The 22,614-nt window shown below is 58.9% G+C and carries 20 protein-coding genes; 11 read left to right on the top strand and 9 right to left on the bottom strand.

From position 1 onward, the window contains the following. Positions 1 to 425 precede the first annotated feature (425 nt). The 9 genes from HMPREF3044_RS07125 (at position 426) to HMPREF3044_RS07085 (ending at position 13,463) form a co-directional block, all read left to right on the top strand. On the top strand, positions 426 to 710 hold the full coding sequence (locus HMPREF3044_RS07125) for a DUF6457 domain-containing protein (protein ID WP_005390495.1): 285 nt from the start codon (positions 426 to 428) through the stop codon (positions 708 to 710). Positions 711 to 798: 88 nt separating this feature from the next. After that, the gene (locus HMPREF3044_RS07120) at positions 799 to 3,108 is read left to right on the top strand and encodes an FdhF/YdeP family oxidoreductase (RefSeq protein WP_070740347.1); all 2,310 of its coding nucleotides are present in this window, start codon (positions 799 to 801) and stop codon (positions 3,106 to 3,108) included. Between the two features lie 6 nt (positions 3,109 to 3,114). Beyond that, positions 3,115 to 4,020 carry a formate dehydrogenase accessory sulfurtransferase FdhD gene (gene fdhD / locus HMPREF3044_RS07115; RefSeq protein ID WP_005390500.1) on the top strand — a complete coding sequence of 302 codons (906 nt, stop codon included), beginning with the start codon at positions 3,115 to 3,117 and terminating at the stop codon, positions 4,018 to 4,020. A 297-nt stretch (positions 4,021 to 4,317) separates the two neighbouring features. Then, positions 4,318 to 4,869: a hypothetical protein gene (locus HMPREF3044_RS07110; protein ID WP_005390502.1), complete on the top strand. Its 552-nt coding sequence runs from the start codon at positions 4,318 to 4,320 to the stop codon at positions 4,867 to 4,869. A 732-nt stretch (positions 4,870 to 5,601) separates the two neighbouring features. Beyond that, positions 5,602 to 6,585 (top strand): ABC transporter permease, encoded by a 984-nt coding sequence (locus HMPREF3044_RS07105; RefSeq protein ID WP_005390504.1) that lies wholly within the window; start codon positions 5,602 to 5,604, stop codon positions 6,583 to 6,585. Further along, positions 6,586 to 7,659 (top strand): ABC transporter permease, encoded by a 1,074-nt coding sequence (locus HMPREF3044_RS07100; RefSeq protein ID WP_005390506.1) that lies wholly within the window; start codon positions 6,586 to 6,588, stop codon positions 7,657 to 7,659. Further along, positions 7,659 to 9,710 (top strand): dipeptide ABC transporter ATP-binding protein, encoded by a 2,052-nt coding sequence (locus HMPREF3044_RS07095; RefSeq protein ID WP_070740344.1) that lies wholly within the window; start codon positions 7,659 to 7,661, stop codon positions 9,708 to 9,710. The genes HMPREF3044_RS07100 and HMPREF3044_RS07095 overlap by 1 nt, the downstream gene beginning before the upstream one ends. A 55-nt stretch (positions 9,711 to 9,765) precedes the next feature. Then, on the top strand, positions 9,766 to 11,472 hold the full coding sequence (locus tag HMPREF3044_RS07090) for an ABC transporter family substrate-binding protein (protein ID WP_070740341.1): 1,707 nt from the start codon (positions 9,766 to 9,768) through the stop codon (positions 11,470 to 11,472). A 284-nt stretch (positions 11,473 to 11,756) separates the two neighbouring features. Further along, complete coding sequence (locus tag HMPREF3044_RS07085) at positions 11,757 to 13,463, top strand: ABC transporter family substrate-binding protein (RefSeq protein WP_070740338.1); 1,707 nt, start codon at positions 11,757 to 11,759, stop codon at positions 13,461 to 13,463. 154 nt (positions 13,464 to 13,617) lie between these two features. Here HMPREF3044_RS07085 and rplE read toward each other — a convergent pair whose 3' ends face one another. The 7 genes from rplE to HMPREF3044_RS07055 all read right to left on the bottom strand — a co-directional run bounded on the left by rplE (position 13,618) and on the right by HMPREF3044_RS07055 (position 16,887). Next, positions 13,618 to 14,202 carry a 50S ribosomal protein L5 gene (gene rplE / locus HMPREF3044_RS07080; RefSeq protein ID WP_005394838.1) on the bottom strand — a complete coding sequence of 195 codons (585 nt, stop codon included), beginning with the start codon at positions 14,200 to 14,202 and terminating at the stop codon, positions 13,618 to 13,620. 2 nt (positions 14,203 to 14,204) lie between these two features. Further along, positions 14,205 to 14,519, bottom strand: coding sequence for a 50S ribosomal protein L24 (rplX, locus tag HMPREF3044_RS07075; RefSeq protein WP_005390515.1), 315 nt, complete (start codon positions 14,517 to 14,519; stop codon positions 14,205 to 14,207). A 3-nt stretch (positions 14,520 to 14,522) separates the two neighbouring features. Further along, positions 14,523 to 14,891 (bottom strand): 50S ribosomal protein L14, encoded by a 369-nt coding sequence (rplN, locus tag HMPREF3044_RS07070; RefSeq protein WP_005390516.1) that lies wholly within the window; start codon positions 14,889 to 14,891, stop codon positions 14,523 to 14,525. Between the two features lie 181 nt (positions 14,892 to 15,072). Continuing rightward, positions 15,073 to 15,609, bottom strand: coding sequence for a hypothetical protein (locus HMPREF3044_RS07065; RefSeq protein ID WP_070740336.1), 537 nt, complete (start codon positions 15,607 to 15,609; stop codon positions 15,073 to 15,075). 84 nt (positions 15,610 to 15,693) lie between these two features. Further along, positions 15,694 to 15,906 (bottom strand): hypothetical protein, encoded by a 213-nt coding sequence (locus HMPREF3044_RS12615; protein WP_005390518.1) that lies wholly within the window; start codon positions 15,904 to 15,906, stop codon positions 15,694 to 15,696. Beyond that, positions 15,875 to 16,525: a hypothetical protein gene (locus HMPREF3044_RS07060; RefSeq protein ID WP_005390519.1), complete on the bottom strand. Its 651-nt coding sequence runs from the start codon at positions 16,523 to 16,525 to the stop codon at positions 15,875 to 15,877. The genes HMPREF3044_RS12615 and HMPREF3044_RS07060 overlap by 32 nt, the downstream gene beginning before the upstream one ends. After that, the gene (locus HMPREF3044_RS07055; RefSeq protein WP_141759651.1) at positions 16,471 to 16,887 is read right to left on the bottom strand and encodes a hypothetical protein; all 417 of its coding nucleotides are present in this window, start codon (positions 16,885 to 16,887) and stop codon (positions 16,471 to 16,473) included. Before HMPREF3044_RS07055 ends, HMPREF3044_RS07060 begins: the two co-directional genes overlap by 55 nt. 238 nt (positions 16,888 to 17,125) lie before the next feature. Between HMPREF3044_RS07055 and HMPREF3044_RS07050 the strand changes: the two genes are divergently transcribed. Both HMPREF3044_RS07050 and HMPREF3044_RS07045 read left to right on the top strand, forming a co-directional pair. Continuing rightward, entirely contained in the window at positions 17,126 to 18,820 is a 1,695-nt protein-coding gene (locus tag HMPREF3044_RS07050) for a dynamin family protein (RefSeq protein WP_070740330.1), read from the top strand. Then, positions 18,821 to 20,404, top strand: a complete 1,584-nt coding sequence (locus HMPREF3044_RS07045; RefSeq protein WP_070740327.1) for a GTPase family protein — start codon at positions 18,821 to 18,823, stop codon at positions 20,402 to 20,404. 43 nt (positions 20,405 to 20,447) lie between these two features. Here HMPREF3044_RS07045 and HMPREF3044_RS07040 read toward each other — a convergent pair whose 3' ends face one another. Next, entirely contained in the window at positions 20,448 to 20,801 is a 354-nt protein-coding gene (locus HMPREF3044_RS07040) for a hypothetical protein (protein WP_070740324.1), read from the bottom strand. Next, complete coding sequence (locus HMPREF3044_RS07035) at positions 20,798 to 22,141, bottom strand: sodium/glutamate symporter (protein WP_070740322.1); 1,344 nt, start codon at positions 22,139 to 22,141, stop codon at positions 20,798 to 20,800. Before HMPREF3044_RS07035 ends, HMPREF3044_RS07040 begins: the two co-directional genes overlap by 4 nt. Positions 22,142 to 22,614 lie beyond the last annotated feature (473 nt).

Below are 22,614 nucleotides of genomic sequence, written 5' to 3'. Positions count from 1 at the left end.
CACTTCTCTCCCACTCCTCGGGCTACATTCGGATCGCCCCCGCACCCAACACGGCCCAGCGCCTCACCAGCACCCACTTCTCTCCCCTTCCTCGGGCCACGTTCGGATCGCTCCCGCACCCAACACGGCCCAACCGCTCCGAACACTCAAGATCAGTCATCCCAACGGGCCGCACTCCGCACCGCTATCCTCCCCGGCGCGCCCCAAACGCGGCCCAAGAGGTGAAAAGGCCGGATCGCCCGCTACGGTCGGGGACGCAAAGGCGTGCGTGACTGCGTCGGGGAGGTGAGGGCAGGATTCGGTTTACACTGTTATATACGCGTATACCTACTTGCACGCGTGTATCTATTTACACGTGTATACCTACTTACACGTGTAGACGGGCGAGCAGGTGCGCGTCGACAAGCAAGAAGAAAGGACGAACCATGGGTGACTTTGAACAATGGCTGCGCGACGCGGCGAAGGAACTGGACGTTGACTACGAGATCCTCCAGCCGCGCATCAACGACCTCCTGGATCTCACCAAGCACGTGGCGCACGGACCGTCACGGCCGGCGGCCCCTCTGACGGCATTCCTCGTCGGCGTATCTGCGGGGCAGGTCGGGGCGGGTGCGGACGCGAAGGTCTCCGCCGACCGCGCACTCGAATCGATCAAGGCGCTGGTCAAGATTATCGAGGAAAAGTACCCCGCAGACGAAGGCGAAGCCTAAGACCCCCAGTGGGTGACCAAAACCGCTGGTCACCCACAGATGCATATTATAAGTCCGTCTTTTTTGCCTATACCTATACAATGGTGGCATGACTAAGACCGTGGACAATAAACGCGAGCAGCCTCGCAAGCAGAATCGCTTTGATAATCCGAAGATTGAGCGCCCACACCGTCTAGCCGCAGGCATCCCGGGCGTGATGACGGCAATGAAGTTCGCCATCCCCGAGAACGCCCTCTTGCCGCTACTCACAATGAACCAGCCCGGCGGCATTGACTGCCCCGGGTGCGCGTGGCCTGAGCCTCCGATGGGCGACCGCAACATCGTCGAGTTCTGTGAGAACGGTGCCAAGGCCGTCGCGGAGGAGACCACACGTCGCCGCGTCGACCCCGAGTTTTTCGAACGTTACTCCGTTACTGATCTGAGGCAGAAGACCGACTACTGGCTCGGCCGACAGGGACGTATCACCACGCCGATGATGTACGACGGCACCGATGATTACTACCACCCGGTGAGCTGGGACACGGCCTTCAACACCATCGTCGATTACCTCAAGACGCTAGACGATCCGAACAAGGCCATTTTCTACACCTCCGGACGCACGGCCAACGAGCCGGCCTACATGTTCCAGCTTTTGGCACGCCGCTTCGGCACTAATAACCTGCCGGACTGCGCCAACATGTGCCACGATTCCACGGGTAAGGCCCTCGCCCCCACGGTTGGCCTGGGTAAAGGCAGTGTGACCTACGCCGACTTCAAGGTCACCGACATGCTTATTTCCGTCGGTCAGAACCCCGGCACGAACCATCCGCGTATGCTTACCGTCCTCAAGGAGATCAAGGACAACGGTGGCAAGATCGTCACGATCAACCCACTGAACGAGACGTACACCAACAGTTTCCAGGAGCCGCAGAACCCCGAGCACGTCCTCGGTGGTCGCACCGACATTTCTGATCGCTTCCTGCAGATCAAGTCCGCAGGTGACCATGCGTTCTTCCTCGCACTGAACCGCGAGCTTATCCGCCGCGATGCGATCGACCACGAGTTCCTCGACAAGTACTGCGTGGGCGCCGACGAGGCGATCGCCAACATCATGAGCCTCGACGACAAGGATTACCTCGAAGCCACTGGCCTGACCATGCACGACGTGCAGGAGGTCGCCGATATGGTCGAGCAGGCAAAATCCGTCATCGTCAGCTGGACGCTGGGAGTCACCCAGCACAAGAATTCCATCGAAACAATCCAGGAAATCGCCAACTTCCTGCTGCTCACCGGCAACATTGGCAAGCCCGGCGCGGGCACCGCCCCGTTGCGTGGCCACTCCAACGTGCAGGGCGATCGCACGGTGGGCATTGCCGAGGAGATGCCCGAGTCCTTCTACGCCGCGTTGGAGAAGGAGTTCGGGTTCACGTGTCCGCGTGAGCCGGGCTGGTCGACGGTGGATGCCCTCCGTGGCATGCGCGACGGTAAAGCTTCGTTCTTCTGGCAGCTCGGTGGCAACTTTGTCCGCGTCACGAGCGACACCAACGCCTCTGAGCACGCCATGGACTCCATGGACATGACAGTGTCCGTTTCCACCAAGTTGAACAACACGCACGCGCACCCGGGCAAGGTATCCATCATCCTGCCGGCAAAGGCGCGCACCGATCTTGATGAGCAGCTCTCCGGCCGCCAGGTGGTGACTGTGGAGGATTCCCAGGGTGCGGTTCACGCTTCTGGTGGCAAGTCCCGCCACAACGAGGACCTCGACCTGCGCTCCGAGGTGGAGATGATCGGCGAGATCGGCGACCGTCTCTTCCCTGAGGACAAGTACTGGCGCCCGATGATCGACGATTACTCGGTGGTGCGCAACCATATCGAGGCGACGATCCCCGGCTTTGACGATTACAACGAGCGGATCAAGCACCCCGGCGGGTTCCTTCTACCCAACGGCCCCCGTGAGCGCAAGTTCACCACGGCGGACGGCAAGGCGCACCTTACGGTGAACAAGCTGGAGGTTCTGCATGTCCCGGAGGGCTACTTCACACTCAATACGATTCGCTCCCACGACCAGTACAACTCCACCATTTACGGTCTCAACGATCGCTACCGTGGCATTAAGAACGGCCGGCGCGTCGTGTTCGTCAACCCGCAGGACTGCTACAAGCAGGGTCTCAAGGGTGGCGACCTCGTCGATATCGTTTCCGTCGCGCCCGACGGTGAGCGCCGCGCCCCGAACTTCCGCGTGGTGGAGTACGACACGGCCATGGGCTGCGTGGCAGCGTACATGCCGGAGGCGAACGTTCTGATTCCGCTGGATAGCTTTGTGGAGAAGTCGCACACGCCGATTTCCAAGTCCACCCTCGTCCGGCTTGAGCCGCTCGGCGTGTCCGCTCACGATTTTGACCAGGACGCTGATTAAGCCTTCATGGGTCGAATCACCACCGGTTTTCCTGTCACCCAGGTAGAGATCCACGACGACGGAACCTACGGCACGGATACTCGTGCCGATACCGTCATCGTGGAGGAGCCCCTGGAGATCCGTGTCAACGGGACGTCGCTGACAACGACGATGCGCACGCCCGGCCACGATATCGAGTTGGCGCACGGGTTCTTGTTCTCCGAGGGCCTCATCGCGAGCAAGGAGGAAATTTCCACAGCCCGCTATTGCGCGGGCACTACCCCCGACGGCGTGAACACGTACAACGTGCTCGACGTGGACATGCCCAACGGTCTACTAGAGGTGGCAGCAGGCACTGCAGACGACGCTGCACGGCCGATCACCCTCGGCAAGGACATCCCCACCGTCGACGCGCTAAGAAGACGCACACTGACTACCTCCGCGTGTGGCGTGTGCGGCACGGCTTCAATTGAGCAGCTGACCAAGCGGTTACCGTTTGCTTTCACGCCGCAGGCATTTAACCCAGCGGTCCTTGTAAAGCTTCCCGCCGTGGCAAGGAAGCAGCAGGTGGCGTTCCGCAAGACGGGCGGCTCGCACGCCGCGTCGCTCTTCCTGCCAAACACAAACGGTGGCTTTGACCTCCACGTCTTGCGCGAGGATGTCGGACGACACAACGCCCTGGACAAGGTGATCGGCTCCTTACTTTTGGGGGACGCACTCCCGGCTCGCGACGCGCTCATCGTCATGTCTTCGCGCGCCTCGTTTGAGCTCGTCCAAAAGGCCCTCATGGCGGGCATCCCCGGTCTCGTCGCCGTCGGTGCCCCCACCTCCCTCGCCGTCGAGCTCGCCCGTTCGGAAGGCTTCTTCCTCGCCGGCTTTGCCAAGCCCGACCGCCTCAACGTGTACTCCGGGGAGCTCGCCACGGGCGCATAAACACCCAAATACACAACCTCCCGGCCAGGCCACAAGTCTCTGACCAGCACCCCGCCCCGAAACACACCCCGTGCTCAAAGATACGGCGCGCACGGGAAAGGGGCGGGGCTATTCGTCCTCCATCTCCCCACGTTGAACCCCACAATCAAGTCACACTGTCCCACCCACAACTTCCGCGCTCTTCTCCTCTTTCTTTACACGAACTTTCAGGCGTTTGACAGGCTTCCCCCCCCCTGCTACGTTTATAACAGGTTCTACACAGCTCATTAAGAGCATCCACCTAGAAAGGGACTTTCTATGTCGACCCTGAAGAAGAGTGCCATCGCCACCATCACCGCAACAGCACTTGCCACCGGCATCTGCACACCCGCCGCCAACGCCGCCGCAGTTAAGGTCAACGGGGATACGTGCGTGCTTACTTTCACCGACTACGAACAGCAGATTCAGAATAGTAAAACGCTGAACACGACTCGCCAAGAAGCACGAGACTCGGTCACAGATATAGAGCTCACCTTGGAGACTCAGCTCAAAGACTACGATCAGGCGTACGCGCGTCACGAGATCTCGGAAGCAGAGTACAAAAAGGCGACGAAGGAGATCAAGGAAATCCACAAAGCCTACAGGACCACGCTCCCCGCTCTGCGAGCCTGCGCTGCCGGCAAGGACATGCCCGCGAGCTCTGCTGAGTTCGAGGCGTTCATGAGTGCTCCTAACGGCAAGGAGCTTTCAGACGCAGGCATCGGCATCGTTGCCGCAAGCGCCGTGGTCGTGGTGCTCGCAGGTCTGGTTGCAGCACTGCCTCAGATCAAGCCCATGCTCCCCGCCAACATCCAGGCCATGCTCCCCTAGGTAAGGCCACGCGGGTGCCTATGCTCGCACAATGTGATCTCAAACGGCGATCCCAATGCACGCAACGGGTCGCCGTTTTTGCTACCACTAGGCTCCCGCTACCGCGTCCACGTCGGCCGACGCGAACCTGATACCACCGCATTTCACCGCACAGCTTCGCGCCACCTGGCCTTCACGCCTCCACCGCCCATCCCACCACTGCCTTTTACCCCACCAAAGCCTCACGCCGCCTTGAGGGTTCGCGCCTGCCCCTTTGTCCCGTCTGTTTTTCTTCACCTGAGTTAACGGGCGCTGACGCGAGCTTTATGGTGTCCACCCTATGCGCGCCTATGCGTGCATGCCCGGTGGTGTCGTCGTCGCTTTGTCGATTACGGGCTGACGATTCTTCGCGTTTTGGCGTATGGAGAGAGTCCCCCGAGCCGGACATCACCGCGTCTTGCATGAGAGACTAACTACCCCCACGGGTGGTTTTTTTTTGATGAGCGTGACAGGGGTGGCCGGGGCAGCGTTCAGGATATGACCAGCTAAAGGTTACTTAACCAAAGTCGTTTTTGTATAGTATGCCTTAATTCTCATTCTATTCACTTGTTCAACAATTCCCCTCAAAAGTCACTGTGACTTACGATTGTGACAACACCCACAACTGAATGGTTGGTATCTCAAACCAGACAGTGAAGACAGTGTGGTCGCCCGGATAACGGGTGGCGCAACCGAGACTAGCAAGGCAAAAACATGCTGAAATACATGCTGAAGAAGGCGGCCGGTTGGTTAGCCATGATCTTCGTAGCCGTGAACATTACGTATTTCTTGGCATCAAGCTTCCTTAACCCACGCTCAAACTACGCGGGTCGCCGCCCCCCGGTGCCGGAGGAGCGCATTGACGCCATCCTTGAGCCACTCAACTTGAACGATAAGGTCCCTATCACCGAGAGGTGGTGGAATTGGCTTTCGGGGATTCTCCTCCACTGGAACTGGGGCTCAAGCCCGCTGGGAGACTCCATCAACGAGCAGATCTCCTACCGCATCTGGGTCTCCGCCCGGCTACTCCTCTTGGCCACGTTCCTTTCTGTTGTCATCGGTATCGCGCTCGGCGTCTTCACCGCCTCCCGCAAGGATAAGCTTGCAGACCGTGGTTGGATGGTCGTCTCACTCATCACCCTCAACACCCACGTGGTTGTTGCCTCGGTGCTCGTTGTCTGGATCGCCATCTCCATCAACCGCGCTGCGGGACACCCTGTGTTCTACGTCACCGGCGCTTCATCCATCGGCGTCGAAGGCTTTTTCAATCAGCTTGTCGACGGCTTCCAGCACCTCATCCTGCCCACCATCTGTCTGCTCATCATTTCCTACGCCAGTTACCACCTCATGCAACGCAACATGCTGCTGGATAACATCGACGCAGACTACGTCCGCACCGCGCGTGCCAAGGGACTCACCAAGGCACAGGCCGTGAGGCGCCACGCACTGCGCACGTCCATCATCCCCGTGGCCACCTCAGTCGCGTTTTCCATCCCCGGCATCTTCACCGGTGCCATCATGACGGAGACGATCTTCGGCTGGAACGGCATGGGCAGCTACTTCCTGGAAACCATCCAAAAAAATGACATACACGGCGCCGTCGGCGTGGCCGCGTTCGGCGCGTTCATGACAGCTATCGGCGCAGTGTTGTCCGACCTGTTCGTTGTCTTCCTTGATCCGCGAGTGAGGGTGAGCTAAATGTCTGAAAGAAAGCCCGAATACATTAAAAAGGGCCCTCAGCCCCCGCTGCCACCGGCTTCGGCGCTCAACAACCCAACCGGTGATTTCAGCCCACACTCTGACCCCACCAACCAGGCCGGCGTCACGGCCATCGTGGAAGATGAGATGGACGATATCAGGCGCGTAGAGGCCCAGCAGAACCCCAACGCACCCGTCGCGGATCATTCCGTGGCGCGCCCGATGAAAAAATCCACGCTGTACTACAGGCGTTTCATGCGCAACAAACCAGCCGTGGTCGGCCTTATTGTTCTGCTCATTCTTCTTCTATTCGCGGTATTTGGCAGGTTCCTTACCCCGTGGTCCTACGATGACCCGGACTTCATGTCGCTGGCCGTACCGCCAGGTGGTGAGCATTACTTTGGCACCACCTCCGCCGGAAACGACCTTTTTGCCATGGCCGTTCACGGTCTAGGCAGGTCAATGATCATCGCCTCGAGCGTGTCCATCGCCACCATCGTCATCGCCGCCATCGTTGGCACCACCGCAGCCCTCCTCGGCGGCACGGCGGAGAAGATCATCCTCGCACTCATTCACTTCCTCTTGGTCATCCCCTCGTTCCTCCTCATCGGCCTCATGGTGAGCGGTTCCGGCGGTGACTGGAAGATCCTCACCATCGTCCTCATCGCCTTCGGCTGGATGTTCAGTGCGCGTGTTATTTGGTCCATGTCCATCTCGGTTCGTGAGCGCGAATTCATCGCCGCCTCCCGCTACATGGGCGTGCCCACGTGGAAGATCGTGCTTAGGCACATGATCCCCAATATCGCCTCGCTCCTGGCCATCTACCTAACCCTAGGCGTTGTTTCCGCCGTCATGAGTGAGACGGGCTTGTCCTTCCTGGGACTGGGTGTGAAAATCCCCGACGTTTCCCTCGGTACGCTCTTGGCCAACGGCGCCAAGAACGTGGAGGCCTCTCCGTGGGAATTCTTCTTCCCCGCAGCCATCCTCACCATGCTCACCGTCTCGGTGGCCTTCCTCGCCGACGGCCTCCGCGACGCCCTCGATCCCAACTCTGCTGCCGGAGGTAAGGCGTAATGAACTCACCCATCTTGCAAGTCCGAGATCTGCACGTTTCCTTCCCCTCCGAAGCAGGCCAGGTGGACGCAGTCCGTGGCGTGAATTTCGATCTCTACCCCGGGCGGACCCTGGGGATTGTGGGCGAATCAGGCTCCGGCAAATCCGTCACCTCGCTGGCCGTTATGGGTCTTCTCCCCGAGTACGCGGGTGTAACGGGCTCCGTTAAGCTCGGCGGCGAAGAGCTCCTGGGCAAAACGGACAAGGAGATGAGCACGTACCGCGGCAAGGAAATCGGCATGATCTTCCAAGACCCGCTGTCGGCCCTCACTCCTGTGTTCACCGTCGGCGATCAGATTGTTGAGGCACTCCAAACCCACCAGTCCATTTCCAGGGACAAGGCGTGGGCACAGGCCGTTGAGCTTCTCGACGAAGTGGGCATCCCCAACCCCAAGGTCCGTGCAAAAAGCTTCCCGCACGAGTTCTCCGGCGGCATGCGCCAGCGCGTGGTTATCGCCATCGCGATTGCCAATAACCCACGCGTGCTCATCGCCGACGAGCCCACCACGGCACTCGACGTCACCATCCAGGCTCAGATCCTCGAGCTCATCAAGAAGGCACAACGCGAAACCAACGCCGCCACCATCATGATTACCCACGATCTCGGCGTGGTCGCCGGGACCGCAGATGATGTGCTGGTGATGTACGGTGGCCGCCCCGTAGAAAAGTCGGACGTACACACCGTATTCAAGAACCCACATATGCCCTACACCGTGGGCCTCTTGGGTGCCATTCCAAGCGTGGCAAGGCGAGAAAAGAAGGCTTTGACCACCATCGACGGTGCACCGCCTATCGTGGTCAACCTGCCCGATGAATGTACCTTTGCCCCGCGCTGCCCCATCGCCACCGAGGCGTGCCTGAAGAAGGAGCCAGATATCCAGGATATCGAGCCTGGCCACGCTGTCGCGTGTGTGCGTGCTGACGAGATTTCGAATGGCCACCTCAACGGCAAGGAAATTTTCCCGGCCAAGGATGCCCCCGTCAGCGCGTTCGCAGATATCCCCCGCGAGGAGCGCACGACCGTACTCGATGTCACCGATCTGACCAAGACCTTCCCGCTCATCAAGGGCGCGATGTTCAAGCGCAGGGTGGGCAGCGTTTACGCGGTCAGTGGCCTGACCTTCAACATCAAGCAGGGAGAATGCTTCGCCATCGTGGGCGAATCCGGCTGTGGCAAGACAACCACGCTGCTGGAGATCATGGACATGAAGCCCGAGGATCCCACCCGCATCGTCATCGGCGGTAAGGACGTGGGAGACATTCCGCGGCGCGAGCGAAGGCTCCTGCGAAAAGAAATTCAGATCGTCTTCCAAGACCCAATGGGAGCCCTCGACCCACGCCTCACGGTATCGGAAATTATCAAGGAGCCCCTCGACGCCCTCGGCTGGGAAGGCGACCACGATGCCCGTGTAGCAGAGCTCATGGATCTGGTGGGGCTGAACCCGGCCCACATCGACCGCTTCCCCGGCCACTTCTCTGGTGGCCAGCGCCAGCGCATATCGCTTGCCCGCGCGCTAGCTGCAGAACCCAAGCTCATTGTTTTGGATGAGCCGGTCTCCGCCCTCGATGTTTCCATTCAGGCAGGCATGCTGAACCTCCTCGATGAGCTCAAGGCCCGCCTCGGCGTGAGTTACCTCTTTGTGGCGCACGATCTCTCCGTGATCCGGCACATCTCTGACCGTGTTGCCGTCATGTACTTGGGACGCTTTGTGGAGCAGGGCGAGACCAACTCGCTGTTTGATAACCCCCAGCACCCCTATACTCAGGCGCTTTTATCGGCTATCCCCATCCCTGACCCGGACCTGGAGCGCCAACGCCAGAGGATTCTTCTCCCAGATACCCTGCCTTCCCCCACCGAGAAGGCAGAGGGCTGCGCGTTTAGAACCCGCTGCCCCCTGTATCGCGAGCTTTCTGAAGACCAACAGTCTCTTTGCGATGGTACGACGCCCTCCATGGAACAGGACGCAGGTAAGGATCACTTCTACGCCTGCCACTGGCACCGTGCGGAATAACACCATTTAAAAGACCCACCCAATATTTCTCACACCCAGGAGGATGAGGAAAAATATGAAATTACGGAAAACAGCGCGCGCTGTAGTGGCCATCGTCGCATCAAGCGCACTGATTCTCACCGGCTGTGCCTCACAACAGGGCTCAGAGGGCAGTGACAGTTCTGCCTCCGGGAAGACCAATTCCAAGGAACAAAACAAAGAAGAAATTCCCGCCGGCGATTTCAACGAAACCGCCTACGAGAACGTCAAGGACGGCGGGCAGATCATCACCGCCATCGACGAGATTTCCACGCAGCAAAACGTGTGGCACGCCGATGCTCCCACCTACACCAGGTACCTATGGACCTGGTACAACCCCGTTGTCTCGCTGTTCACCGCAGACGGCGAGTTCTCGCCTAACGACGATTACGTGACCGATGTCAAAGAGGAGATGGTGGACGGCAACACCGTCCTCACCTACACAATCAATGACAAGGCGCACTTCAACGATGGCACCCCGATTGATTGGACCACATTTGAAACGGTGTGGAAGATCAACAACGGCGAAAACGAGGCCTACTCCCCCTCCGCCACCGACGGCTACGAGCAGATCAAATCCGTAACCAAGGGTGAGACCGACAAGCAGGCCGTGGTCACCTTCGATGGCCCGTACCCGTGGTGGATGTCTTTGTTCAACTACTTTGCACACCCAGCTCTCAAAGATCCGGCCAACTACAACGATTACGTGAAGAAGCTTCACCCCGAGTGGGGCGCAGGCCCGTACACCGTTGCCTCGGCCGACTTCAACAAGGGCGAAGTAATTTTCGAGCGCAATCCCGAGTGGTGGGGTAACCCCGGCAAACTGGATCAGCGCATCTTCCGCCAGATGAACCCGGATGCCTCCATCAACGCGTTCAAGAACGGCGAAATTGATTACACCGGTGCCGGCGCGCGTGACCGCTTTGCATCCGTCAAGGACCAGCCGGGCACCGAGATGAAATACGGTCACCGTCCTTTCATCTCACTTCTGACCCTCAACGCCAAGTCCCCGGGCCTGGACGAGCTCCCGGTGCGCGAGGCGTTTGCCACCGCGCTTGATAGGCAAACCCTAGCCAAGATCTGGTTCCAGGGTCTGCCCTTCAGTGACAACCCCCCAGGATCACTCATGTTCATGACGTTCCAGCCGGACTACAAGGACCTCTACTCCGAGGTAGTTCAGTTTGACCCAGAGAAGTCCAAGCAACTCCTGGAAGACGCAGGCTGGAAGGAAGGCGCCGATGGTGTCCGCGAGAAGGACGGCAAAAAGCTAGATTTCCGCTACGTCCTCGTTGGCGTGGATGAGATCACCCGCAACACCGCCGCCGCCACGCAGAAGATGCTGAGCGACGTGGGTATCAAGATCGAGATTGTGGAGCTCCCCTCCAACAAGTGGTCCGAGATTTCCACCAACCGCGATTTCGATATCCTCCCCATGGGTATCACGGCTGGCGATGCCTACGCCGTTGCCTACTTCGGCCAATACTACAACTCTGATTCCGAGCTGAACCTGTCCTCCACCGGTGACAAGGAAGGCGATGCCAAGATCAAGGAGCTGCAGTCCCTGCCCACCCGTGAAGAGCAGATTGCACGCTCCAACGAGCTGGAGAAGGAATTCCTGGCCAAGTTCGGCCTCATCCCCGAATTCGGCGGTCCGGCTATCCAAGCTCAGAAGGAGGGACTTGCTAACGTCGGTGCCTACGGTTACGCCGTGGTCAAGCCTCAAAACATTGGCTGGAAGAAGTAAGTTTCGTTCAACAATTTAATAATTTGCAGCCGACGGACGAGCATCCGTCGGCTGTTTTTTTACACCCTTTGGACGTTTTTCATGGCAAACCCCTGAAATTGCCCTAGAAACTAGATAACGTAGTCACTATTAGTTATGCACAGTGAGTTGTAATACACCTGACAGACGTGCCTGCCAGATGCTGTGCGCCAGCTAATTCACCGTTATCAAAAATTAGTGGAACATTTTAAGTGGCCTGCACCCTCACTGTCAGAGTCGCTGTTCCTGAAAGGAGAGTCATACGCATGAAAGTGCGCCCCTTGCCCACAAAACTCGCGGCGATTCTGGCTGCTTCGGCCCTCGTGTTCACCGGTTGCGCGAGCAACAACTCCGGTTCCTCGGAAGCCAACAGCTCCTCCAAGGCCTCAAATAGCTCAGACAACCAGGCGATAGAAGTCAAGGCAGCAGACTACAATGAAACGCCTTACGATCAGGTGAAAGACGGCGGCGAGCTAGTCACACCGATCACCGAGATCTCCCCACAGCAAAACCGCAACCACGCGGATGCTCCTTTGTACACCCTCAACCTGTGGCGCTGGTACAACCCGCAGTTTGTACTCTTTGATGGCGAAGGTAACTACTCCATCAACGATGACTACCTCACCGACGTGAAGGAAGAAATCAAGGACGGCAATACCGTAGTCACCTTCACCATCCGCGACGAGGCCAAGTACAACGATGGCACCGACATGGACTGGAGGACCTTCCACGCAACGTGGAAGATCAACAACGGCGAGAGCGATGAGTTTAAGCCCAACGCCACCGACGGCTATGATCGCATCACCTCCGTCGAGCAGGGTGAGACCCCCAAGCAGGCAGTTATCACCTTCAGGGGTACCTACCCCTGGTGGCAGTCTCTGTTCAATGAGCCAGCCCACCCGGCACTCGAGGATCCGGCCAACTACAACGACTATGTGAACAAGGTTCACCCCGAGTGGGGCGCAGGCCCGTACACGGTTGACTACGTTGACTTTAACAAGGGCGAGGCCGTGTTCAAGCGCAACGATAACTGGTGGGGAGACAAGGGCAAGCTGGACCGTCGTATCTTCCGCCAGATGGAAGCAGATGCCTCCATCAACGCCTTCAAGAACGGCGAGGTGGATGTCACCTCAGTGAGTGCCCGCGACCGCTGGGCTGCCGTCGAGGGAATGGACGGCATTGAGAAGAAGATCGGCCACAAGGCGAAGATTTCGCTTCTCACCCTCAACGCCAAGTCCCCGCAGCTTTCTGATATCAAGGTCCGCGAGGGCATCGTCACCGGTATCGACCGCGAGACGCTCTCCAAGATCTGGTTCCAAGGTCTGCCCTACCAGGAGACCCCGCCCGGATCCTTCATCATCCACTCCTTCCAGCCCACGTACCAGGATAACTTCTCCAAGGTAACAAGCTACGATCCGGAGAAGGCCAACAAGATTTTGGATGAAGCCGGCTGGGTCAAGGGTTCCGATGGAATCCGCGAAAAGGACGGCCAGAAACTCTCCTTGCGCTACGTCCTCACCGGCGCCGAGGAGATTACCAAGAATACCGCCTCTGCCTTCCAGAAGATGATGAAGGAGATTGGCGTGGACATCAAGATTGAGGAGCGCCCGTCCAGCGAGTTCTCCAACATCTACACCGCCCGCGATTTCGATCTCTTCCCCATGGGCTTCACATCCTCCGACCCGTTCGGCGTGGCCTTCTTTGACCAGACCTATGGCTCGGATTCTGACCTCAACGTCTCCTCCACAGGCGACGCTGCAGGCGACGCCAAGATCAAGGAGCTCCAGGATCTGCCCACCCGCGATGAGCAGACCGCACGCTCCAATGAGATCGAACCGGAGTTCTTGCAGCGCTTCGGCATTGTCCCGATGTACGCAGGACCTGACATGTTTGCGCAGAAGGAGGGGCTGGCTAACGTCGGCGCCTACGGATTCGCCATCGTCAAGCCTCAAAACATCGGCTGGAAGAAGTAACACTCCCCGTCTTTCCTCCTGGTAAGCCCGCGCAGCTTTCACTAGCCCGCGCGGGCTTTTCCGCGCTTTCTTGGAACCCTTGAATCGCGCTCGCTAGTACGACCCTTGAGAAAAGCAAAAAAGCGCCCTTTAAGGGCGCTTTTCTGGTTTGGAACTAGTCGCTCGGCTGCTGCTTAACGCCGTCCTTATCCTTGAACGGGAAGCCCAGGCGAAGCAGAAGATCGCGGCCTTCCTCGTTGTTGGTGGCGGTGGTGACAACAGTGATGTCCATACCGCGCGGGCGGTCGATCTTGTCAACGTCGATCTCGTAGAACATGGTCTGCTCGGTGAGACCGAAGGTGTAGTTGCCATGGCCGTCGAACTGCTGGTCGGAAAGACCGCGGAAGTCACGAATACGGGGAAGAGCAACCGTCAGGAGGCGGTCGAGGAATTCCCACATACGGTCGCCACGAAGCGTAACGCGGGCACCAATCGGCATGCCCTCACGGAGCTTGAAGTTAGCGATAGACTTGCGTGCGCGACGGAGCTCCGGCTTCTGGCCGGTGATGAGGGTCAGATCCTCGAGAGCACCGTTGATAGCCTTAGAGTCGCGAGCAGCCTCGCCGACACCCATGTTCACAACGATCTTGGTCAGACCAGGAACCTGCATCACGTTGTCGTAGTTGAACTTCTTGTTCATCTGCTCACGGATCTGGTCCTTGTAAACAGCCTTGAGACGGGGAGTGTAATTGTCAGTCATTCTTACAGATCCTTCCCGCTCTTCTTGGAAACACGAACCTTCTTGCCGTCTTCGTTGATGCGGTAACCAACGCGGGTCGGGTTGCCATCTGCATCAATGATCATGACGTTAGAGACGTGGATCGGAGCTTCCTGCGTAACAATTCCGCCGGACTCTGCGCCACGCTCAGGAGCGGAGTTGACCACGTGCTTCTTCACACGGTTAACACCCTCGACGAGGACCTTGCTGGTCTTCGGGAAAGCCTGAATGACCTTGCCCTTGGCACCCTTGTCCTTGCCAGCGATAACGAGAACGGTATCTCCCTTATGAATCTTCATAGGTTAGATCACCTCCGGTGCGAGAGAAACGATCTTCATGAACTTCTTCTCACGAAGCTCGCGAGCGACGGGTCCGAAGATACGGGTACCGCGGGGCTCGCCATCGTTCTTGATGAGTACGGCGGCGTTCTCGTCGAACTTGATGTAGGAGCCGTCAGGGCGACGGGTTTCCTTCTTAGCGCGGACGATAACTGCCTTGACAACCTCGCCGGCCTTTACGTTGCCGCCGGGGGTGGCATCCTTAACGGAGGCGACGATCGTGTCGCCGATGCCGGCAAAGCGCCTAGTGGAACCACCGAGGACACGGATGCAGAGAATTTCACGAGCACCCGTGTTGTCGGCGACCTTGAGGCGCGATTCCTGCTGAATCACGTTTAAGTCTCCTTGACCTGGAAAATTTCGTACGCCCGATTACCGACCGGAACGTACCTGGCCTGTTACCCACTAAGGCACGCTAGCGCGCACCTGTTCAGGCAACGCGAGACAATTTACCACGTCCCCTATCAAAAACCAAACCCCGTCCACATGGGACGGGGTCAGTCAGGAGAACGCCTTAGTTAAAGAAGGGAAGCTTCTTCAGGTTGATGTTCTTGCACAGCTTGTGAGCACCCTTTTCTACGTCCTTGCGCACACTCTGGGCCTTTTCTTCTGCTGCCTCAATGGCCTTTTCCCTCTTGGACTTTTTGTCGTCTTTACCCTTGAGAGCAAGTCCGAGGCCGATAGCCAGGAGGAAGGAGTCCTTAGCCAGCGGAAGGCCTTCCTGCGACGGACGGATGCCGTCGTCTTCCGTGTTTTCCGGGTTGCCGAAGTACATGGAAAGAAGGCCAGCGGCGAACGGCGTGAGAACCATGCCGGCGAGGCGATCCGGAACGAACGGGGCCAACAGCGTGGCGCCGATGCCAATCTCGGAGTATGCGATGAAATCACCGAACTTTTCGGTGGGGATTTCCTTCATCATTGGGATGCCGGTGGCGGCCATGTTCTGCAGGCCGGCAGAGGAGCTCTCGTCCATGCCCAGCTTCTGGATGCCGGAGTTAAGAATGAAGGCGCCGGGAATGACGCGAAAAGCTGCGGAGGTAAGTAGCGACATGTATGCCACCCTTTCTTCATAAGGTCTCGCATTAACTACATCTACCTTTGCCAGTGTACCGGTTATCACTTCAGCGTGGGTATGTTATTCAGGTCCCATCTCGTCGACGATGCGTACCTCCCCTTTGAACAGCGGGCGACGGCTTGCATCGGCCCACAATTCCTCCTCATCGAAGTCCTCCTTTGTACACTCTGATTCCTCATCCGCGTGCAGTTCCTCGACGGCTTCCTGCGTCAGTCCCTCACGCAGTTCCTTGCTGTCGATCTCAGAGCTGCGAAGCGCCGTGGTTAATTGCATCCAGTCGCGGTTCCTCGAGAACGAGTTTGCGGAGGATGAGGGCACGAATCTTGTCGCGTCGGTGCCCCTCCGTGTAAATATCCTGTCGCCCATTGAGCAACCAGGAGGATGAAAACCATGACGATCCCCAACCATCCCATGACGGGGAAGATCTTATTGACCAGTTCAGTGAAGGGGAACAAGCTGAGGAGAAACGCAATCCCCCCACGAGGACGGCGTAGTGCATCCGGTACCACGCGGGATTGCCTACCGTTACTCTGCGTCCCATCGAGTACATGACGGACAGGCCCGTGGAAAATATCATGAGGTACGTGGCGATCGCTGCCACCGGCCCGAGTGCAGGGTGAACCTGCTCAACAAGCAGCAGCGTGGGCAGGTCGGCGTGTGCCACGTCCTCCACACGGAACAGCAGTGCGACGGCCATCACAAGGAGAACAACAGCAAAGATCGCACCGCCGAGAAAACTACCGCAGCTGGCCTCCTTCGGCCGCCAATTGTTTCCGCCGATGATAAAGGCCATGGCGATACCCGAGGGCATGGCCACGCCGATGTAGTTGAGCGCGCTCAACCACCAATTGGGCAGTGGCTGGTCGACGGTCTGCTGCGCATATTCCGACACGTGGCCGAGATCCCCGGCCCGGAGACGATAGCGGCGATGGCGGCAATGAAGATGAGAAGCAGCATGAATGGCGTGATCGCACCGAAGAGGTTAGTGATCTTCTCCACATCGAGCATGCCCGCTTCCAGGACGAGGACGGCCATAATCACCGAGCCACCCCACAGCGGAAGGCCGAACTGCTGGTGAAGGTTGCTCCCCGCGCCGGCCATCATGACGAACCCGAGACAGAACTGGGAGGCCGTCAGGGCGTAGTCCAGGAACCGGGCGGTGACGGCGGAGGTGACGTTGCCGAATACCTTGCCGTGGCTCGTCGCCCGGAAATTACTGCCGTATTGCAGGATGACCATTGCTGTAAACGGCATGAGGAAAAGGACGATGATGCCGTCCGCAGCCCCCCGTGCCGTAGGAGACGTAGTACTGCAGCATCTCCTGCCTTGACGCGAACCCCGCCCCCACAGTGAACCCGAAGTATGCGAGTCCAATAACCAATATGTTCTTCCACATGGTGGAACACATATTTCCAAAATTACGTATATAAAAAATCTAAAACAAGTAAGTATAGATGTCTCGCTCGATAGGCGTTCGTGGAAGAATAGGGGTGTGAACGACAACGCACTGGACACTATCGTCCGCCTCCGCGACGGATTGAAGGGCGTGGGCTTTTCCACGGACCCCGAATCGAAGCGGGAGACCGAGGCGATCATCGACCAAATTAACGATTACATCCTGCCTCGATTAAAAAACGTCGATGCGCCTCTCCTCGCCGTGATCGGAGGGTCGACGGGTAGCGGTAAGTCCACGCTCGTCAATGCTCTCGTCGGTAGGCGTGTGTCACGCTCGGGGGTGATTAGGCCGACGACGAGGCAGCCCGTCCTTGTGTCTAACCCGGCGGATGCCGAGTGGTTCGACTCGCCGCATGTCCTGCCGGGTCTCGCCCGCGAGCACGGCGATCCGGATCAGAACCCTGAGGCCACGAGCCTTCGCACGGTCGTCGCCGATTCCTTGACTCCGGGTCTTGCGCTTCTCGACGCCCCGGACTTCGATTCTATTGACGATCGCAACCGGGCTCTCGCGACCCAACTCCTCGCCGCAGCAGATTTGTGGATCTTCGTCACCACCCCGGCGCGGTATGCCGATCAGCTCGTGTGGAACTTTCTCCACGATGCTGCGGGCCGCAACCTACAGGTGATTGTTGTCCTCAACAAGGTTGAGGAAGATTCCGGTGATTCCGTACCGAACGACTTGCGACGGATGATGGACGAGGCGCAACTGCACGACGCGGAGCTCATCGTCATCCCCGATGCGGGCCACGTGGAGGAGCTCCTCCCCCACGAGTATGTATCTGAGCTGTCGGACCGATTGGCAACCCTTGCGGCGGATGCCGCAGCCCGCCGTGAGATGGCGGGGAAGACCTTGCTCGGAGCCGTCGGCAAGCTCGAGGAACGAGTGGGGGCGATAGCGCACGTTAAGCAACAACAGGAAACTTTCGCTGAGCAGCTGAACGAGGGCATCGCCGACAACTACGAGGCGGCGACGAGACAGGTCCTCAACGCGACCAGTGACGGCCAGCTGCTGCGCAAGGAGGTGCTTAACCGCTGGCAGGACTTCGTCGGCACATCCGATGTTTTCAGGACGGTCGAGCGGCTGTACGCCCAAGCTCTGGATCGGATTGGGCGCTTCTTCTCTGGCAAGCCCGAACCAGTGCGCGAGGTGGAGACCGAGATCGAGGAGGGCCTCCACGCCGTCATCGTCGATGCCGCCGAGACCGGGGCCACACGCTCATGGGGTTATATCGGTTCCAACGCACCGATTCTGCGCGAGGGCACCGATCCGTCACTCGCCCACGCCAGCCGCGATATCGGCGACCGTGCATCCTCCCTCGTCCGCGAATGGCAGGGCGAGCTGATGCGCAATATTGAGGACAGTGCCGGCGACAAGCGGATGAAAGCGCGCATCATGAGCTTCGGTATCAACGCCGCCACCGTCGCTCTCATGCTCGTCGTCTTTGCTGGTACGGCGGGGCTCACCGGCGGCGAGGTCGCCATTGCGGGTGGTTCGGCTGTCGTCGGGCAGAAACTTCTGGAGACCATCTTCGGCGAGGACGCGGTCCGCAGGATGGCGAACAGCGCCCGCCAATCACTGAACGAGCGGGTGAACAAGCTGTTTGCTGACGAAGCTGAGCGCTACTACCAGCTCACCGACCACCTCGGTGACGGCACTCCGGCAGCTGCACTGACGGAACTTGCCTCCGATGCTGTCTCTTACGTGCACAACCAGGCGAAGGGTAACAAGTAGATGTTTGGAAAGAAGACCACCCTCACCGAGCGTCTCGACGCGCTAAATACCGCCGCTGATCTCGGGCGGGGCTACCTCTCACCACGCGAGCAGGAGGCCATTGCCGGTGTAACCGAGCAGGCCGCACAGCGCCGCGAGCTCTCCGGTTCGCACACCGTCGTCGGTTTCTTTGGTGCTACCGGCTCCGGCAAGACGAGCCTGTTCAACGCCGTGGTTGGCGAAGATCTGGGCAAAGCTGCGGCCCGCCGCCCCACCACCTCTTCGCCACTGGCCGCCGTGTGGGAGCCGGAGGGATCTGAGGAATTGCTGGACTGGCTGCAGGTAGAGGATCGGAGGATGCGCACCGGAACCTTCCACGGAAGTCCCCTCATCCTTCTCGACCTACCGGATTTCGATTCCGTCGAGCCAAAGCACCGTGCGGTTGCCGAGCGCCTGGCAGGCCAGGTGGATGTGCTCGTCTGGGTTACCGACCCCGAGAAGTACGCCGACGGCATCATCCACGATCAGTTCATCCGTCCGCACGCCTCCCACAGCTCCGTCACCCTCGCTGTCCTCAACAAGGCGGACAAGCTGAGCAAGGACGATGCGCGCAATGTCGCCCGCTCCTTCCACCAGCTGCTTATCGACGATGGGTTGTCCCGCGTGCGCGTCATCCCCACCAGTGCCAAGACCGGTGCAGGCGTGGAGGAGCTGCGCAAGGAAATCGCTCGCGTCGCGCAAACACATGCGGCGCAGGAACAGCGCATCGCCGCCGACATCGACACGATCACCGCACCCTGGGCGGAAAACAAGGTTCCCGGTGACGTTCCTCGCGGCGCTAAGAAGGAACTGGATACGTACCTCGCCAAGGCAGCCGGGGCCGATTCCATCGCGGATGTCACCGCCGCCGCCTACCGCAAACGCCTGGGGCAGAAGACCGGTTGGCTCCTCACCAGCTGGATTCCTCGCTTCCGCGCCGACCCGCTCAAGCGCCTTGGCCTGCGCGAGGAAGCCGATGAGCTCGGTGTCCACCGCTCCTCCATGCCCGCGCTCGACGCGTCCTCACGCGCCGTCGCCAACAAGGGTGTGCGTAATTTCGCAGACACCGCCGCCCAGGGCTTGCCGACGAGCTGGTCCTCGGCACTGTTCGACCACACCGAGGAGATCGTGGACAACCTGCCCGACCAACTCGACCGCGCCGTCGCTCGCACTGAACTACCCGCACAACCGGGCAAGGGGTGGGGAATCTTCACCTTCCTACAGTGGATCGGGTTGCTCGCCGCGCTGGTGGGCGTGCTGTGGTACCTCGTCATCGCCTTCCTACCCGGTGTCATCGCACCGATTATGGAACCGCGGATCCCCGAAGTGGAGGGGTGGCCCGTGCCAACTCTCCTCATCCTCGCCGGGCTTCTCGTGGGGCTCGTCCTCGGCCTGTTCACCGGTGCCTTCGGGTGGGCTATCGGCGCGGGAATCAAGAACCGCACCAAGCGGGCCATCCGAAACGAGGTCGCCGAAATCTCCGACGATGCCGTTGTCGCTCCGCTGCTGGAGATCCGCAACCGCTACATCTCTTTCCTCGAGGCGATGAAGAAGGCGGCGAGCTAGCCAAACACATTGAAAGGCCATCATTTATATGATGGCCTTTTTCTCATTCAGTGGTTGGGTCTTGGTCGTCTAACCACGTCGTAAACCTATAGTTTTCCAGGAACCCCATGTACACCATGACGACGAAGAAAAGAGGGGCAATGGACTGCCACAGCGCAGCAAAGTCCACACTCGCAACCACGTAGGCGATGGAAAAACCCGTGTAACTGCCCTTCCAGAAATCCACAAGTGGAAGCCTGCGGGGAAACCATTTCACGAGGGTGACAGCCCAGATGGCAATGCCCGCGGCGAGGGTGAGATATCGAAAACCGTGCACCGAATCGTCGACAAGCAATTGAATCGCCCCACCAACGGTGAGAAGAGTCCAAAACCCTATCCACACCCATGCCCATTTCATGAGCGGACCTTAGGTGGCGTGTACTCCCAGTGCAGGAGCTTCGGCAAAAGGGCAATGACCAGGCCGAGAAGAACCGATGCCCAGCCGAGACCCGCCATCCACCCGAAGGCGAAGGACATCGGGGCCAGAAGAGTCATACCGATCTCGAACGGTGCGAAACCGACGTAGGCCACGCCGTACTCATTCAGCGTGCCGGACTTCAGCTTCGGATCGACGATCTTTAGCAGCGCGATGCCCGTGGCCACCGCAGCCGTCGCCCAACCCCACGTGAACAGGCCACGCTCGAGCCAGCGTTCGCCGAAGTACTGCGGGGCCTGGACGCGGAACACGAGGAAGCAGTAGAGGATACCCACGACGAACATGATGAGCAGTGGCTGCCAGTACGCCGCAACCACCGCCGGAGCAATCGATGCCACACCAAACGCAATGAGATAATCCGTCGCTGCACCCGAGTTTGCGGCAATCAGGTCCTTATCCAGGAAGTGCGGGTGACGAACCACCTTGAGGAAGATGCGACCAGCCAAACCCATGACGAACGACATCGCGAACAGCGGAATGCTCACCGTGGGGAACATATCCTTAATGAAGGTCACCACGATATCGGAAGCCAGCACCGTCAGCGTCACCACCGAAATGTGCAGGGTGATCGGTTCAATCGCCGAGGGGTTCGTCGTCGCGTGACCAACCGCCGGGCGATCTTCCAAGTTCTCGATGTAGCCGGAGCGCAAATCCCACGGCAGACGCTGCGGAATCGCACTCGTCCGCCCCGTGCGAATACCCCACGCCGAGAAAATCATGCCACCGACGATCGCCGCAATGGTACCCACCGTTGCCGCAGTAAAGCCCAATGACGCCGCATCCGGCGCGCCCGCGTCCTGCAGCGCGGAACCCACCGCCGCCGCAGTGCCGAAACCGCCGACGAAACCGACCGGCAGCATCATGCCGAACCACTCGCCCGTGTGGAAAATAGGATCCAAGACATACCTGCCGAGGATGATGAACAAGCCCCACTGACCCAGGAACATCGATGTCGAATACGCCCACATGTTGCGCGCATTCTTCGCCACTCCCCCGCCGAGCTCCATCGAATAGGCCATCGACGCGAAGACGAAGGCAATGAGCAACGTCGTGTACGTCCCCATCGAGTTAGAAAATGGGATCCACCCCAACACCTCGGGGCCGAGGATGAGAGCCAGGATGCCGCCCGTGATGGAGGCCGGCATGAGCAGCCGTTGGAAGATGCCGACCCGCCTGCGCAGCGTGTTCCCGATGACCATCAAAAGCGATATCCATCCCACATCCCACAACAATGTAAATGGAGTGAATTCTTCTGCAGACATACCAGCCTCCTTTTTAACTTATGCCACCCAGACTCTCACAGAACTACGTGTACACATTCTCCTTGTCCCACAGTCCTAGCCGCGGAAACTTTTGTTTTTCGTTGAACACCTTGAGTTTACTCACCCTTTTTGGGCTCACCAAGAATAGGGCAATAGTCACCTACCCCGCTTCTTCATCCCACAGCCCATGTCTGACCTCTTTCGGAGGTACCCCCGGAATGAGTGAGAAAGCTGCTTTATTAGAGAAAGTTTCTGTATTTCAGCCCGGCGAGGCCGTTTTCGTCGTGTCTGTCATGTAGATTTCACCCCGACCGCCCGCGCCGCACCACTCCGCACCTCGCCCGCTGCTGAGAAACAAAACGTACCTATGAGCGCATTGACAGGTGTTCCCACGCCAAACGGTGATGCTCGGTCTTTCCTTCCCTGTGAGAATCTCCATTCTCTGCTTCTCCACGCGCGTGCTTGCAAGTGCC

It is taken from the genome of Corynebacterium sp. HMSC073D01 (assembly GCF_001815555.1).
GTDB classification, from domain to species: domain Bacteria; phylum Actinomycetota; class Actinomycetes; order Mycobacteriales; family Mycobacteriaceae; genus Corynebacterium; species Corynebacterium glucuronolyticum.
The sequence above is the reverse complement of the archived record's forward strand: the minus strand, read 5'-3'. Positions and strand labels throughout refer to the sequence as shown.

What these genes read in the sequence shown, in the direction of transcription:
- HMPREF3044_RS07125 (WP_005390495.1), top strand. Translation starts at nt 426, where the DNA reads ATGGGTGACTTTGAACAATGGCTGCGCGACGCGGCGAAGGAACTGGAC.
- HMPREF3044_RS07120 (WP_070740347.1), top strand. Translation starts at nt 799, where the DNA reads ATGACTAAGACCGTGGACAATAAACGCGAGCAGCCTCGCAAGCAGAAT.
- fdhD (WP_005390500.1), top strand. Translation starts at nt 3,115, where the DNA reads ATGGGTCGAATCACCACCGGTTTTCCTGTCACCCAGGTAGAGATCCAC.
- HMPREF3044_RS07110 (WP_005390502.1), top strand. Translation starts at nt 4,318, where the DNA reads ATGTCGACCCTGAAGAAGAGTGCCATCGCCACCATCACCGCAACAGCA.
- HMPREF3044_RS07105 (WP_005390504.1), top strand. Translation starts at nt 5,602, where the DNA reads ATGCTGAAATACATGCTGAAGAAGGCGGCCGGTTGGTTAGCCATGATC.
- HMPREF3044_RS07100 (WP_005390506.1), top strand. Translation starts at nt 6,586, where the DNA reads ATGTCTGAAAGAAAGCCCGAATACATTAAAAAGGGCCCTCAGCCCCCG.
- HMPREF3044_RS07095 (WP_070740344.1), top strand. Translation starts at nt 7,659, where the DNA reads ATGAACTCACCCATCTTGCAAGTCCGAGATCTGCACGTTTCCTTCCCC.
- HMPREF3044_RS07090 (WP_070740341.1), top strand. Translation starts at nt 9,766, where the DNA reads ATGAAATTACGGAAAACAGCGCGCGCTGTAGTGGCCATCGTCGCATCA.
- HMPREF3044_RS07085 (WP_070740338.1), top strand. Translation starts at nt 11,757, where the DNA reads ATGAAAGTGCGCCCCTTGCCCACAAAACTCGCGGCGATTCTGGCTGCT.
- rplE (WP_005394838.1), bottom strand. Translation starts at nt 14,202, where the DNA reads ATGACTGACAATTACACTCCCCGTCTCAAGGCTGTTTACAAGGACCAG.
- rplX (WP_005390515.1), bottom strand. Translation starts at nt 14,519, where the DNA reads ATGAAGATTCATAAGGGAGATACCGTTCTCGTTATCGCTGGCAAGGAC.
- HMPREF3044_RS07065 (WP_070740336.1), bottom strand. Translation starts at nt 15,609, where the DNA reads ATGTCGCTACTTACCTCCGCAGCTTTTCGCGTCATTCCCGGCGCCTTC.
- HMPREF3044_RS12615 (WP_005390518.1), bottom strand. Translation starts at nt 15,906, where the DNA reads ATGCAATTAACCACGGCGCTTCGCAGCTCTGAGATCGACAGCAAGGAA.
- HMPREF3044_RS07055 (WP_141759651.1), bottom strand. Translation starts at nt 16,887, where the DNA reads ATGCCGTTTACAGCAATGGTCATCCTGCAATACGGCAGTAATTTCCGG.
- HMPREF3044_RS07045 (WP_070740327.1), top strand. Translation starts at nt 18,821, where the DNA reads ATGTTTGGAAAGAAGACCACCCTCACCGAGCGTCTCGACGCGCTAAAT.
- HMPREF3044_RS07040 (WP_070740324.1), bottom strand. Translation starts at nt 20,801, where the DNA reads ATGAAATGGGCATGGGTGTGGATAGGGTTTTGGACTCTTCTCACCGTT.
- HMPREF3044_RS07035 (WP_070740322.1), bottom strand. Translation starts at nt 22,141, where the DNA reads ATGTCTGCAGAAGAATTCACTCCATTTACATTGTTGTGGGATGTGGGA.